This is a genomic window from Arthrobacter sp. MA-N2, from assembly GCF_000517125.1.
Taxonomy (GTDB): domain Bacteria; phylum Actinomycetota; class Actinomycetes; order Actinomycetales; family Micrococcaceae; genus Arthrobacter; species Arthrobacter methylotrophus.
Genome location: NZ_KI912155.1, coordinates 1,559,485 through 1,571,769 on the forward strand (window position 1 = coordinate 1,559,485; position 12,285 = coordinate 1,571,769).

General features: G+C 62.1%; 9 protein-coding genes and 1 tRNA gene. 4 read left to right on the forward strand and 6 right to left on the reverse strand.

Annotated features, from left to right (window positions below):
• Positions 1-77: 77 nt before the first annotated feature.
• Complete coding sequence (locus A3M3_RS0107890; protein WP_081736733.1) at positions 78-1,718, reverse strand: ABC transporter substrate-binding protein; 1,641 nt, start codon at positions 1,716-1,718, stop codon at positions 78-80.
• A gap of 362 nt (positions 1,719-2,080) precedes the next feature.
• Here A3M3_RS0107890 and A3M3_RS0107895 point away from each other — a divergent pair, with 362 nt between their 5' ends.
• Together A3M3_RS0107895 and A3M3_RS28800 are read left to right on the forward strand one after the other, a co-directional pair.
• Positions 2,081-2,809, forward strand: a complete 729-nt coding sequence (locus A3M3_RS0107895; protein ID WP_028265888.1) for a FadR/GntR family transcriptional regulator — start codon at positions 2,081-2,083, stop codon at positions 2,807-2,809.
• A 248-nt stretch (positions 2,810-3,057) separates the two neighbouring features.
• Positions 3,058-3,384 (forward strand): helix-turn-helix domain-containing protein, encoded by a 327-nt coding sequence (locus A3M3_RS28800; RefSeq protein WP_028265889.1) that lies wholly within the window; start codon positions 3,058-3,060, stop codon positions 3,382-3,384.
• A 25-nt stretch (positions 3,385-3,409) separates the two neighbouring features.
• Here the strand turns inward: A3M3_RS28800 and A3M3_RS0107905 are convergent.
• Positions 3,410-3,483 (reverse strand) — tRNA-Arg (locus tag A3M3_RS0107905).
• A gap of 283 nt (positions 3,484-3,766) precedes the next feature.
• Here A3M3_RS0107905 and A3M3_RS0107910 point away from each other — a divergent pair.
• Both A3M3_RS0107910 and A3M3_RS0107915 read left to right on the forward strand, forming a co-directional pair.
• The gene (locus A3M3_RS0107910; RefSeq protein ID WP_028265890.1) at positions 3,767-5,602 is read left to right on the forward strand and encodes a phosphoenolpyruvate carboxykinase (GTP); all 1,836 of its coding nucleotides are present in this window, start codon (positions 3,767-3,769) and stop codon (positions 5,600-5,602) included.
• Positions 5,603-5,854: 252 nt separating this feature from the next.
• A complete protein-coding gene (locus A3M3_RS0107915; RefSeq protein WP_028265891.1) occupies positions 5,855-8,452 on the forward strand; it encodes a PEP/pyruvate-binding domain-containing protein in 2,598 nt (865 codons plus the stop codon).
• Positions 8,453-8,490: 38 nt separating this feature from the next.
• Here the strand turns inward: A3M3_RS0107915 and A3M3_RS0107920 are convergent, their stop codons facing one another.
• The 4 genes from A3M3_RS0107920 to A3M3_RS0107935 form a co-directional block, all read right to left on the reverse strand.
• Positions 8,491-9,651 (reverse strand): globin domain-containing protein, encoded by a 1,161-nt coding sequence (locus tag A3M3_RS0107920; RefSeq protein ID WP_028265892.1) that lies wholly within the window; start codon positions 9,649-9,651, stop codon positions 8,491-8,493.
• Between the two features lie 127 nt (positions 9,652-9,778).
• Complete coding sequence (locus A3M3_RS0107925; protein WP_028265893.1) at positions 9,779-10,228, reverse strand: RrF2 family transcriptional regulator; 450 nt, start codon at positions 10,226-10,228, stop codon at positions 9,779-9,781.
• Between the two features lie 24 nt (positions 10,229-10,252).
• Positions 10,253-10,705: a hypothetical protein gene (locus tag A3M3_RS0107930; protein WP_028265894.1), complete on the reverse strand. Its 453-nt coding sequence runs from the start codon at positions 10,703-10,705 to the stop codon at positions 10,253-10,255.
• A gap of 27 nt (positions 10,706-10,732) precedes the next feature.
• Positions 10,733-12,163 (reverse strand): phosphomannomutase/phosphoglucomutase, encoded by a 1,431-nt coding sequence (locus A3M3_RS0107935; protein ID WP_442853115.1) that lies wholly within the window; start codon positions 12,161-12,163, stop codon positions 10,733-10,735.
• Between the last annotated feature and the right edge of the window lie 122 nt (positions 12,164-12,285).

Genomic DNA, 12,285 nt, shown 5'->3' on the forward strand with positions numbered 1-12,285 from the left:
ACTAACTCGCAGTAGGTGTCGTTTTGAGCCGTCTAAACGACAACAAATGCGAGCTAGTTGGGGTCGGGGGGGTGTGGCTACGCCGTGCGGCCGACGCCGATGAAGGACAAGCCGGTGGTGGGCAGCGGCTTGAAGCCCGAGAGCTTCTTGTCGTCCCATGCGCTGGGGAGCTGGCGGTGGAAGATCGGGTACAGCGGGAGTTCCTCGGAGACGAGGTCCACGATCTGCCCGGTGATATTCTTGGCGTCAGCGGTTGAGGCCTGTGAGCCCTTGTCCATCAGGCCCTGCAGGGTAGCGCTTTCCGGAGCAGTCCAATAGGCACGCTTGGTCATCCAGGTGGCACCCGAGTAGAACCAGCTCAGGAGCAGGTCTGCGTCGTTGCCGAAGACTGAAGGATCGCCGGGGGCCGCAATCACAGAGAAGTCAGCCTTGCCGACCCTGTCGGTGTACAACGCGCCGGACTGCAGGTTCTTTGCCGTGACCTTGACGCCGGGGATCTTGTTCCAGGACTCCAGCATCAGCGGGGCAACGTCCTTGACCCAGGCCGTGTCCGTGGTGAGCAGTTCGAATTCAAGGTTGCTCACGCCGGCCTGCTTGAGGAGGTCGGCGGCCTTCTGCGCATCGTAGCCGTAAACGTTCTTGGCCTTGACGTAGTCCGGGTGGCCCTCCTGGAAGTACGACGACGCAGCCTTGGCGTTGCCGAACAAGGCCTTCTTGATGATGGAGTCCTTGTCCAGTCCATAGTGAAGGGCCTGGCGGACCAGCTTGTTGTCGAACGGGGCCTTGGCACAGTTGAACATCAGGAAGAGCATGCCGAAGGACTGCACGGATTCAACCCGTTCCTTGGACTTGAGTCCGTCCATGTCCAGGTACGGTACGTCTTCGATCGCCTGGACTCGGCCCGACTGGGCCGCGGTGACACGTGCAGCGGCGTCTGAGAGCAACAGCCAAGTCATGCCCTTGGCGAGTGCGGGCTTGGGTCCGTTGTAGTCGGCGAATGCTTCGAAGACGATCTTGTCGTCCTTGACGGCCGAGATCAGCTTGTATGGGCCGGAACCGACGGGCTTGGCATCGAATCCCTTCGGGTCGGTCGAGGCCAACGCCTTCGGAACCACCTTCACCACGGAGATTCGCGGTCCAAAGCCCGGGAATGGGTACTTCAAGGAGAATTCCACCGTCTTGGCGTCGAGGGCCTTGACGTCTTTGATGAACGGAATGAACTGGGAGAACAGAGACTTGTTGGCCGGGTCCATCACGCGCGTGAAGGAGTAGACAACATCGTCCGTCGTGACAGGTGCACCGCTGTGGAACTTGGCACCATCGCGGATGGTCACTTGGTACGTGGTGTCGTTGACCTTCTTGGGGTCGCTGGCGGCCAACGCGTTATAGGGCTCGCGGGTGGCGGGGTGGAGCTCCACGAGCCCTTCGAAGATGTGCAGGTTGGCGGCCTGCGGTGTGGCACCAGAGGACGTCAGAGGATCGAAACCTGTGGATAGCGCATAGGAGATGCCCGCTTCGATGGTGAGGTCCTTGTTGACCGCAGCCGTGTTGTTCCCTCCACCCGCGGTGGTTGCGGCGGGGCCGCCACATGCTGACAGGGTAGCCGTGAAAGCCGCGGCAGCGCCCGCAGCTGCGCTCAGCTTGAGAAAGTTGCGTCGGCTGGCGTCGTTGACCACCGACAGGTTGTTAATCGTGTTGCTCATAAGATGCCTCACCATTCAAGTTTTCTTGGTTATCGGATGTAGGACATCCGATGCTCGTAATGAAACTGTAAGGGCGGTCACAGGAAGTCGTCAAGCGAGATTTGGGTCACCTTCGGCTTTGGATAGGCCTGTGACGCCGCCGCGCAGGGGCTCGGCCGTCCCGGCGTGCGCGGCCGCGCCGTGACCAGCCTGGGATTCAAACAAAAATCAGGGCAAACATCTATCAAGGAGATGGGACATCCGATATTGTATGTTGCGAAGCACCGTCTTCGTTGTGGGCGCTAGGCTCACCTAAAGATTAACACCGCACTGATTCCTTGTCTTCACTCCCGAAAAATGGATAACGGCCAAGGTTGAGTACTTTTGCAAGGAGAGCCATGACCACTTCCGGTGTCGTTCCGCAAGCGCGGTTCAGCGCACAGGCCCGGCTCAGGGCCCTTCAGTCGGACATTATGGAGCTGATCCTCGAGCGCGAGCTGGAGGCAGGCGATCCTTTGCCCACGGAAAATGAACTCTCCGTGGCGCTGGGAGTCGGACGGAACACCCTCCGCGAGTCTCTGAAAGTGCTCCAGGCCCTGGGTGTTATCGAGATTCGCCACGGCTTCGGCATGTTCGTCGCCCCTAGCAATTTCGAGGCCCTCGCGGACGGCCTAACCTTCCGTGGCCGTTTGTCCCTGCGCCACCAGGGGTTCGAGGCGCTGCAACTCGTGGATGTGCGCCAGGCCCTCGAGTCGGGGCTGATCGGCTCCTCCATGGACGTAATGACCGCCGAGCAGCTCGCCTCGATCGAAGAAACCGTCAAGCAGATGGAAGAGCTCGCAGGCGCCGGAGAGAACTTCGTAGCCGCCGACGCCGAGTTCCACCGCCGGCTGTTCGAACCGCTGAATAACGAGCTCCTCATCAACCTCATGGGCGTCTTCTGGAAGGTCTACCGGAAGATCCATGTGGAAATCGGCTCGGCCAACGAAGACCTTGTAGCCACCGCTGCCATGCACCGAAACATCTATTCCGCCGTGGCAACCGGCGACAAGTCCGCTGCCGCCGAACTGCTCAACCGCCACTTCGACGGAATCCGCCGCCGCATCAGCGAGGCCGTCGCCGCGTAGAGCGCCACCGGCACGCAAGGGCCGCCGTCGTACTTTCCAGGAAGTACGACGGCGGCCCTTGGCTTTTGTGCGCGGCCCAGGTCATCGCCGTCCCGGCTGTCGATTTTACGAAAAAAGACCCGCACCGAGGCCGGTGCGGGTCTTCATTTGTGCGCCCAGAGGTGTGTAGTTTCACGACATAGTTCACAGCTGACCCTTCACTGGTGAGTCGGGACATGCTTCACACCGGGGATGGTTGAGCATGATTCATGTCGAAGCAGAAAGTCATCGTCCTCGCAGTCCGTGACCAAGGCCTGACCGTCGCCGCCGCGGCCCGCCGCTATGGAGTCAGCCGCCGCTGGGTCCACGAACTCCTCCGGCGTGAAGCCGAAGGGGGCATCGACGCCGCCCGCGCCCATGCCGGCAAGCACCTCCTGATGCTCATCCACGACACCGAGGTCACCATCAGCGACACAACCACCGGAGAGATCATCCGCGAACTCACCATCGACCCGAGCCGCGACTACCAGGCCAGACAAAGAAAAACACCCCGGTCCGAAGACCGGGGTGTAACCGATGACCCGACTCATCCGTGAAGGATGTCTCGACTCATCACATTTGTGCGCCCAGAGGGATTCGAACCCCCGGCCTTCTGTTCCGTAGACAGACGCTCTATCCAGCTGAGCTATGGGCGCATCTTGGTGATTCTCGGGAGTTTCAAACTCGTTCCCCCCTCGAACCTCAATAAACTTTACGCGAGATCGCCCTTCGTGCCAAATTGGTTGGATGTAATCTACCTAACTAGACCGGTCTATGTGACCTTGGTCACTAAATTTAGCGAAGCGCTGAACAAGATCCTTGATTTTTAGGGGTTTTGCTTCGAATTGCTCAAGAGATCCCACGTCCGAACCCAGATTGGTCTACTCCGCGAGCCCTAGCATTTAGGACACACCACTGAACCCGAGGAAGGGAACCACGATGGGCGATCTGGCGCGACTGCCGCTGCTTGAGAAGGCACCTACTACGCATGGACGCTTGTTGGCCTGGGTGGAGGAAGTGGCCGAGCTGACACAGCCGGACCGCATCCACTGGGTTGACGGCAGCGAAGCGGAATACACGAAACTGACCGACGAACTCGTCGCCGCGGGCACCCTGAAAAGGCTGAACCCGGAGACGTTCCCGAACTCCTTTGCCGCTTTCTCCGATCCTGCCGACGTGGCCCGTGTAGAAGAGCAGACTTACATCTGCTCCGAAAAGGAACGCGACGCAGGCTTCACCAACAACTGGATGGCTCCGGCCGAGATGAAGCAGAAGCTGCGTGGACTGTTCGCGGGCTCCATGCGCGGCCGCACCATGTACGTCATCCCGTTTGTCATGGGCCACCTGGACGCCGAAGACCCGAAGTTCGGCGTCGAGATCACCGACTCCGCCTACGTTGTTGCTTCGATGCGCATCATGGCCCGCATCGGCACCGACGTGCTGGAGCGCATCACGCAGACGGATGCGTTCTTCGTCCCCGCACTGCATTCCCTGGGCGCCCCGCTCGAGGACGGCCAGGCAGACGTTGCATGGCCCTGCAACCCGGACAAGTGGATCGTGCACTTCCCGGAAGAGCGCTCCATCTGGTCCTTCGGCTCGGGCTACGGCGGCAACGCCCTCCTCGGCAAGAAGTGCTACGCCCTGCGTATCGCGTCCGTCATGGCCCGCGACGAAGGCTGGCTGGCCGAGCACATGCTCATCCTGAAGCTGACCTCGCCTGAGCAGAAGACTTACTACATCTCTGCGGCCTTCCCGTCTGCTTGCGGCAAGACCAACCTGGCCCTTCTGGACCCCACCATCAAGGGCTGGAAGGTAGAAACCCTCGGCGACGACATCACCTGGATGCGCTTTGGCAAGGAAGGCGAACTCCGCGCCGTCAACCCCGAGGCTGGCCTGTTCGGCGTTGCTCCGGGCACCGGTTGGGGCACCAACCCGAATGCCATGCGCGCCATCGCCAAGGGCAACAGCATCTTCACCAACGTTGCGCTGACCGACGACGGCGGTGTGTGGTGGGAGGGAATGACGCAGGAGACTCCTGCACACCTGACTGACTGGCAGGGCAACTCCTGGACCCCGGAGTCCGACAAGCCTGCCGCACACCCGAACTCCCGTTTCTGCACGCCGATCGACCAGATCGACATGCTGGCCGAGGAGTACTTCAGCCCCGAAGGCGTGGAACTCTCCGCGATCCTCTTCGGCGGACGCCGCAAGACCACCATCCCGCTGGTCACTGAGGCACGCGACTGGTCCAACGGCATCTTCATGGGTTCGACGCTGTCCTCCGAGACCACTGCTGCTGCGGCAGGTGCCGTCGGCGTTGTGCGTCGCGACCCCATGGCCATGCTGCCGTTCATCGGCTACGACGCAGGCGACTACCTAAACCACTGGGTCAACCTGTCTGCCAAGGCGAACTCCCTTGGCCAGAACCGGCTGCCGAAGATCTTCCTGGTCAACTGGTTCCGCCGCACCGCTGAAGGTGGCTTCGCGTGGCCTGGCTTCGGTGACAATGCCCGCGTCCTCAAATGGGCCATCGAGCGCATTGAAGGCAAGACCGACGCCGTCGAGACCCCCATCGGATTCGTGCCGACAGGTGAGTCCATCGATCTCGAAGGACTGGACATGACCCCCGCTGAGGTGGAGGCCGCAGTCCGCGTCGACCCCGCCGAGTGGAAGACCGAACTGGCATCGATCGAGGAGTGGTACGCAAAGTTCGGCGGGTCCCTGCCGGCTGCGTTGCTATCCGAGCTGGAAGGCCTGAAGGCCCGCCTGGCCTAGGTCCCCACCGCCTCCCCAATCTCGCAAGCTCGATTGGGGCCCCTCGGCGGCGGAGGCCCCTTCTACGAACGGCGGTCCCGCACCTTGGCGCTCAAGGTGCGGGACCGCCGTCGTCTCCGGGCATTGTGCCGTGCAAGCGCCTGGCGTAGCTTTCAGGGAACCAATAGTTCTCTATTCTCAGGGACCGCCATGGACGACGCCCAGCCGCCAAAACCAATCCTCCATGCGCCCGCCACGGTCAGTGAGCCCCGGATGGCTCAGCAGATCACTGCGTCACTGGCCGAGTTCGGTAGGGGCAACGTTGCTGTCGCCGGCGGCAAGGGTGCGGCCCTGGGGGAATTGGTGCGTCAAGGGTTTCCTGTGCCGCCGGGATTCATCATCACCACGGGCGCGTACCTCTCCTTCCTGGCGGAAACGAAGGCGGGGGCAGAACTGGACCTCTTGTTGTCCTCGGAGCCCGGTGACGCGTTCGACGTCGGTGCGTCCAACGGCGGCAACGGAACCCGCGCTGCCGCCATCCGGGAGCTGTTCGCAAGCGCGGATATGCCCGAGCGCGTTCGAGAGGAGATCCTCGCCGCCTATGCGAAGCTGGGCCGGGGTGCGGTCGCTGTCCGTTCCAGTGCTACTGCGGAGGATCTTCCGGGGGCCGCGTTTGCCGGGCAGCAGGACACTTTCCTCAACCTGACCGGCGAGGATGAGGTGGTACGGGCCGTCGTCGGCTGCTGGGCCTCGTTGTGGACCGAGCGGGCCATGGCCTACCGCCGCCGGCAGGGAATCGACCGGCGCGAGGTGGCAATCGCCGTCGTCGTACAGAAAATGGTGCCCGCCGCGGTGGCGGGCGTCATGTTCACGGCGAACCCGGTAACGGGTGAGCGCGGCGAGATGGTGGTGGATGCGAATCCCGGGCTCGGGGAAGCCGTGGTTTCGGGGCGGGTGACGCCGGAGCGCTACGTCCTGGACGGCTTCGGAAAAGTGCTCAGTTTCGTGCCGGGTGGCCGGGAGGTAGTGATCAGTGCGGCTGCGGGCGGGGGAACGCGGGAAATGACCGGCACGCCGGGTGCTAGGCCCGGGCTCGTGGCGGAGCAATTGGCGGAGCTGGCACAGCTGGGACAGGAAGCCCAGCAGCATTTTGGCCGTCCCCAAGACATTGAGTGGGCGGTGGCGGGAGGCGTGCTGTATGTTCTGCAAGTCCGGCCGATAACCGCACTCCCGCCCCAACCGCCCAGCCTCAACTGGTTTCAACGGTGGGTGGGACCCTTCTTCTGGGAGATGTTCCAGGAGCGGCCGTATCCGCTGGACGTTTCGGGGTGGATGCGCCTCGGCATATTGGAAATGTTGCGCGGGATGGCCGGGAGCGTGGGCGTTGCATTCCCCATGGTCGAGGAGTTGCTGCCTGAGGAAGACGGCGTGGTGGTGCAGCTCATCCCGCCGGTGCCGTGCCCGAGCCTCCGGTCGCTTGCTGCGCCGGTGTCATTGCTGCGCCGCTCAAAGGAATTCAAGGCCGGCGAGTGGACCCGGGATCCGCGTTTTGGGCAGTTCCTTGCCGACACGGAACGGTTGAACGGAACGGACCTCGCTCCGCTGCGATGGCGCGCGGTCATCGCCTTCGTTGAGGAGTGCTTCGGGACGATGCGGGCCATCAGGGATCTCCGGATTTCCTACCTGCCGGGGATTCTCTTGCCAATGCTGAAAATGCGCCTCATGCTCCTGTTGCTTGGCAAGATGAAGCTGGCTCCTGTGCTGATCGCCGGCGCGGAGACCCGGACAAGCCAGGCGAACCGCGCCCTTGAACAGCTGGCGTCCATCGCGGCGGACGACCCCGGGCTGTCACGCGCCTTTCTTGAGGCCGATTCCGGCCAGCTGCTGGACCTGGTGGAAAAAGATCCCGAACATGGTGTTTTCCGCGCGGCGTTCGAGGCGTTCCAGCTGGAATACGGCCACCGCGAAACCACTAGCGTTGTCTTGAGCAGTTCGCCTACCTGGTCCGATGCCCCCGAAGTGGTTCTGGGCCTCGTGAAAGCGATGTCCGGCGGGCGGCTTCAAACGGTTGACCAGGCCGGGACAGCGATGGAGGAATTGAACCGGCACCCGGTGCTCCGTTTCGAACCGCTGCGCCGGAGGATGCTCGCTGCGGTCGAGTCCGCCAGGGCTGGAATTGCGTTCCGCGAAGACAGCCACTTCTACGCCACCAAAGCCATTCCGTCGATCCGCCGCGCTTACCGGGAGCTGGGACGCCGGTTGGTGTTGGCGGGCGTGATCGACAAGCCGGAGGAGATCTATCACTTGCGGTTCGAGGAACTGGAGTCCATTACAGACGCCGACGACGGCGCGCTGCCGGCTTCCCTCCGGCACCGTTTCCGGCCGCTGGTGCTCGCTCGGGCGGCGAAACGGCGTGAGCTCGAAGGTATTCCACTGCTTGATCCTGCGTTGCTTTTTGCTGGACACCTGCCCTCTGGACACCTGCCCTCTGGAGGGCGCCCTGCTCGAGGAAAGCAGCGGGCAGGCGTCTTGGTTTCCGGTACTCCGTCCAGCCGTGGCCAAGCAACCGGTCAGGTTCGCGTGATCCGGGCACCGAGCGAGTTCGGCCAGCTGCGTAGTGGGGAAATCCTGGTCTGCCCCTACACCAACCCTTCCTGGACTCCGCTGTTCCAACGGGCCGCCGCGGTTGTGGTGGATGCCGGTGGACTCGCCTCGCATGCGGCGATCGTTGCGAGGGAATACGGAATTCCGGCCGTCATGGGCGCTGGTTCGGCCACCAGCACCTTGACCGACGGGCAATGGGTGCTCGTCGACGGAACCTTGGGAGTGGTCCTGCCGGCCGCTTCGAGCACCCCAACTGACTCGCACTAGATGTCGTTTTGGGGCCTATAAACGACATCTACTGCTAGCTAGTTGGCGAGCCAGATGTCCGGCCCGAAGACTTCGTAATGAATCTTCGTGGCAGGGATTCCGGCATTGATCGCTTCATTGCGAATGTGCTTCATGAACGGCAGCGGGCCGCATAGGTACAGCGAGGCATCGGCCGGAAGGTCCACTTCGCGCAGTGACATAAAGCCCGCATTGGACCCGCCTTGCGGTTCCTCCAACCAGAGCTGGAGTTCTGCCGCATCCAAGCGCTCGACGTCGTGCGTCATCTGCCCGCGCAACGCCCAACTGTCCAGGTTGCTCTCGGCGTGCAGGACAAGGACCTGACGATTCGAGCCGGAATCGGCCAGTGAACGCAGGAGGGAAGCCGTGGGCGTGCAGCCAATGCCGGCCGAGGCGAGGACTACGGGCCCGTCGCCGTCCTTGAGCGTGATTTCGCCATAAGGGTTGGAAATCTCCAGGACGTCACCGACCTTCACTGAGTTGTGCAGCACGGGGGAAACTTCGCCGCCGTCATCGATCTTGGTAGTGAAGCTGCGGCTGGTGCCTGCGGCGCCGGAAAGCGAGTACTGCCGGACCTGGCGCAAACCGTCGGGGAGCGTGACCTTGACGCTGATGTATTGGCCGGGGAGCGCCTCGCTGACGGGTGTATCGTCTGCGGGCTCCAAGACGAAGGTCATGGACCCGGTGCCCGCGGGAGCCTTGGACGCGACCTTCCAGGGGCTCCACATCTTGCCGTTGGCCTGGGCTGCGTAGAGTCCTTTTTCGAGCTTGATCAGGGCGTCCGCCATGAGCCAGTAGACCTCAGTCCAAGCTTCGGCAATTTCAGGGGTAATGACTTCGGCCAGGTCCTCTGCGATGGCAGCGAAGAGGTGCTCGTAGACCACTTGGTATTGCGGCTCTGTGATGCCGAGTGAAGCGTGACGGTGGGCAATGCGGGACAACACAGTCTCCGGCAGGCTTCCCGGGTTGCTTATCAAGTGGCTCGCGAATGCGGCAATACTTCCGGCGAGGGCTTGCTGCTGGCTGCCGGAACGCTGGTTCGAACGGCTGAACAGCCCGTCGAGCAACTCGGGGTGCGCGGCGAAGAGGCGCTCGTAAAACTTGGGGGTGATGTCGCCAATCCTGGAGCCAACGAGCGGCAACGTCGCCTGAATGACGGGGAAGGACTTGTCCGAGAGCATACGTACTCCTGTCGTAGTGGCCCACAGCTTCCGTACGGGCCGAGACTAATACTTGTATTTAGAATGCAAGTATCTATGGCTCATTTCTACACGTCGTAGAAGGATTTTGCCAATCGACGGCTGAGAGTTACATCCCGGGGCGCAAGCCGATCGTTTGGAACACCGGGGCCATCTGCCGAAAACTCGGCAGGGAGGAGACGACGACGCCGTCAAGCTCCCGGTAGAAGGCCTCCCGGGCGCGGGCCAAGGCGCCACGTAGGCCGCATTCGATGATCAAGGGGCAGTCGCCGTGGGAGGAGTGGCACTCCGCGGGATCCGATCTGGTATCAAGTTCCCGAAGGAGCTGGCCCACAGTGGCTTTGTGCCCGGCTGTGCTGAGCCGGGATCCGCCCTTTCGTCCGCGCTCGACGTCAATCAAGCCCAACTCGCGCAGCCGAACAATGGCCTTGCTGACGTGATGGTAGGGCGTCCCAACAGCATCGGCGATGTTTTGGGTGGTCAGGAGTTCACCTGCGGGCGCGGACGATAGGACCAGGAGCGCACGCAGGCTCACATCTGCGAAGGCATTGATCTTCATGCCTTTAAGCTTACGTAGTCAGGTCTAGTCCACCCAGATAAGGGGTTCGTTGGTATCTGCTTCTGCGGTGTCAAAGGTGAAACCTCCGCTTGTCTGAACGTAGGGGATCACAGCTGCCATCAGCCCGCCGTCGCGATCCTCAGCAGCGGCGTGAATTCCGTCCGAGCCATGTTCGGGAAGGATGACGTCGCTGGCAATCGCGGCGGCGCGGTATCCATCCCGACCTTGACGGAGCAACTCGAGGACGTCGGCCAACATCGACTCTGTATCGACGTTTCCTTCGTCATCCGGCTCTCCGGGCGAGACGAAGACGAGCCGGAGTTCGTTGTCGTCCGCGAGCGTGACTGCGAAGGGCAGGAAGCCGCCATTTTGTTCCAAGTGTTCCTGCGCCGTCGCCAAGGCGGCCCCCAAGGTCTCGCGGACGTAGTGGAGTTCACGCTCTGCTGCATTTTCGGAGTTGTTGGCTGTGTTGCCCATGCTGCTGCTCGTCTTCGGGGCTGCTGGCTAGGCTCGAACCAGCGCGAGGACGCGGTCGCGGACCTTTTCCATGGTGGCCACATCCTTTGCTTCGGCGTTCAGGCGCAGGAACGGCTCCGTGTTGGACGGCCGAAGGTTGAACCACCAGCTTCCATCCTTCGCGGTGAAGGTACTGCCATCCATGGTGTCGACATCGACGTCTTCGCCATCAAATTCGGCGCGGACGCGCTCAATGGCTCCGGCCTTGTCTTCGATTTCGGAGTTGATTTCGCCGGAGGAAACGTAAGGCTCGTACTGGCGGCCGAGCTCCGACAGCGGGCCGTCCTGCTCGCCCAAGGCTGCCAACACGTGCATGGCCGCGAGCATCCCGGTGTCCGCGTTCCAAAAATCGCGGAAGTAGAAGTGGGCCGAGTGCTCGCCGCCGAAGACGGCCCCTTCTTCTGCCATGACCGCCTTGATGAACGAGTGTCCCACCCGGGTGCGGACAGCCCTGCCACCATCCGTGGCCACGAGCTCCGGGACGGCCCGCGAGGTCAGCAAGTTGTGAATGATCACGGGGGTTTCTTCTCCCGCGGCTTGGGCGCGGGCGATTTCCCGCCGCGCAACCATGCCGGTGATCGCCGAGGGCGATACCGGTTCGCCCTTCTCGTCGATTACGAAACAACGGTCGGCATCTCCGTCGAACGCCAGCCCGATATCCGCGCCGTGCTCGATGACGGCGGCCTGCAGATCACGCAGGTTTTCAGGTTCAAGGGGATTGGCCGGATGGTTCGGGAAGGAACCGTCCAACTCAAAGTACAGGGGGACGATTTCGAACGGCAGCGCCGGAAGCAGCGTGTCACCGAGCACGGCGGGCGTGGTGAGTCCGGCCATGCCATTCCCGGCGTCGACGACGATCTTCAAAGGACGGGAGACTTTAAGGTCAACCAGGCTGCGCAGGTATTCCGAGTAATCCTTCAGTACATCGTGGGAGCTGATCTCACCGTGGACGTCCGCAGCAGGAATGTCGCCGTCATTGAGGTACTTCTCCGCGAGTGCTTGGATTTCCTTGAGTCCTGTTTCGGACGAGATCGGCTGAGCACCAGCCTTGGACATCTTGATGCCGTTGTACTCTGCGGGATTGTGGCTCGCAGTGAACGTGGCGCCGGCGGCATTGAGGGCGCCGCAAGCGTAATAGAGCTCGTCGGTGGAGATGAGGCCCAGAAGCTGGACATTGGCACCCCGGCGAGCGGCGCCGTCGGCGAATGCCTTGATGAATTCGGGAGATGACGGGCGCATATCGCCGCCCACCAGAACGGTCTCGCCCGAAAGCCCGAGGGTGTCGACGAAAGCGGCGCCGACGGATTCCACGATGCGGGATGTAATGGATTCACCGACGATTCCCCGGACGTCGTAGGCCTTGAAGGAAGCCGAGAGGTCAAATGTCTTCTTCTTCTGCTCGCTATTCACGGGCTCAATCCTACTGTGGAGCCCGGCCGTCACCTCGCCAGAAAAGCGGCTATGTGGAAAACCTTCGCTACACGGATGTTCGTCCACATAGATGAAGTTCCAGGTTCTGGCTGTTTGCGCATGCTGGAATA

Coding starts and splice junctions, on each gene's coding strand:
- A3M3_RS0107890 (WP_081736733.1), bottom strand. CDS start 1,718: ATGGTGAGGCATCTTATGAGCAACACGATTAACAACCTGTCGGTGGTC.
- A3M3_RS0107930 (WP_028265894.1), bottom strand. CDS start 10,705: ATGGGCAACACAGCCAACAACTCCGAAAATGCAGCAGAGCGTGAACTC.
- A3M3_RS0107925 (WP_028265893.1), bottom strand. CDS start 10,228: ATGAAGATCAATGCCTTCGCAGATGTGAGCCTGCGTGCGCTCCTGGTC.
- A3M3_RS0107915 (WP_028265891.1), top strand. CDS start 5,855: ATGGCTCAGCAGATCACTGCGTCACTGGCCGAGTTCGGTAGGGGCAAC.
- A3M3_RS28800 (WP_028265889.1), top strand. CDS start 3,058: ATGTCGAAGCAGAAAGTCATCGTCCTCGCAGTCCGTGACCAAGGCCTG.
- A3M3_RS0107920 (WP_028265892.1), bottom strand. CDS start 9,651: ATGCTCTCGGACAAGTCCTTCCCCGTCATTCAGGCGACGTTGCCGCTC.
- A3M3_RS0107895 (WP_028265888.1), top strand. CDS start 2,081: ATGACCACTTCCGGTGTCGTTCCGCAAGCGCGGTTCAGCGCACAGGCC.
- A3M3_RS0107910 (WP_028265890.1), top strand. CDS start 3,767: ATGGGCGATCTGGCGCGACTGCCGCTGCTTGAGAAGGCACCTACTACG.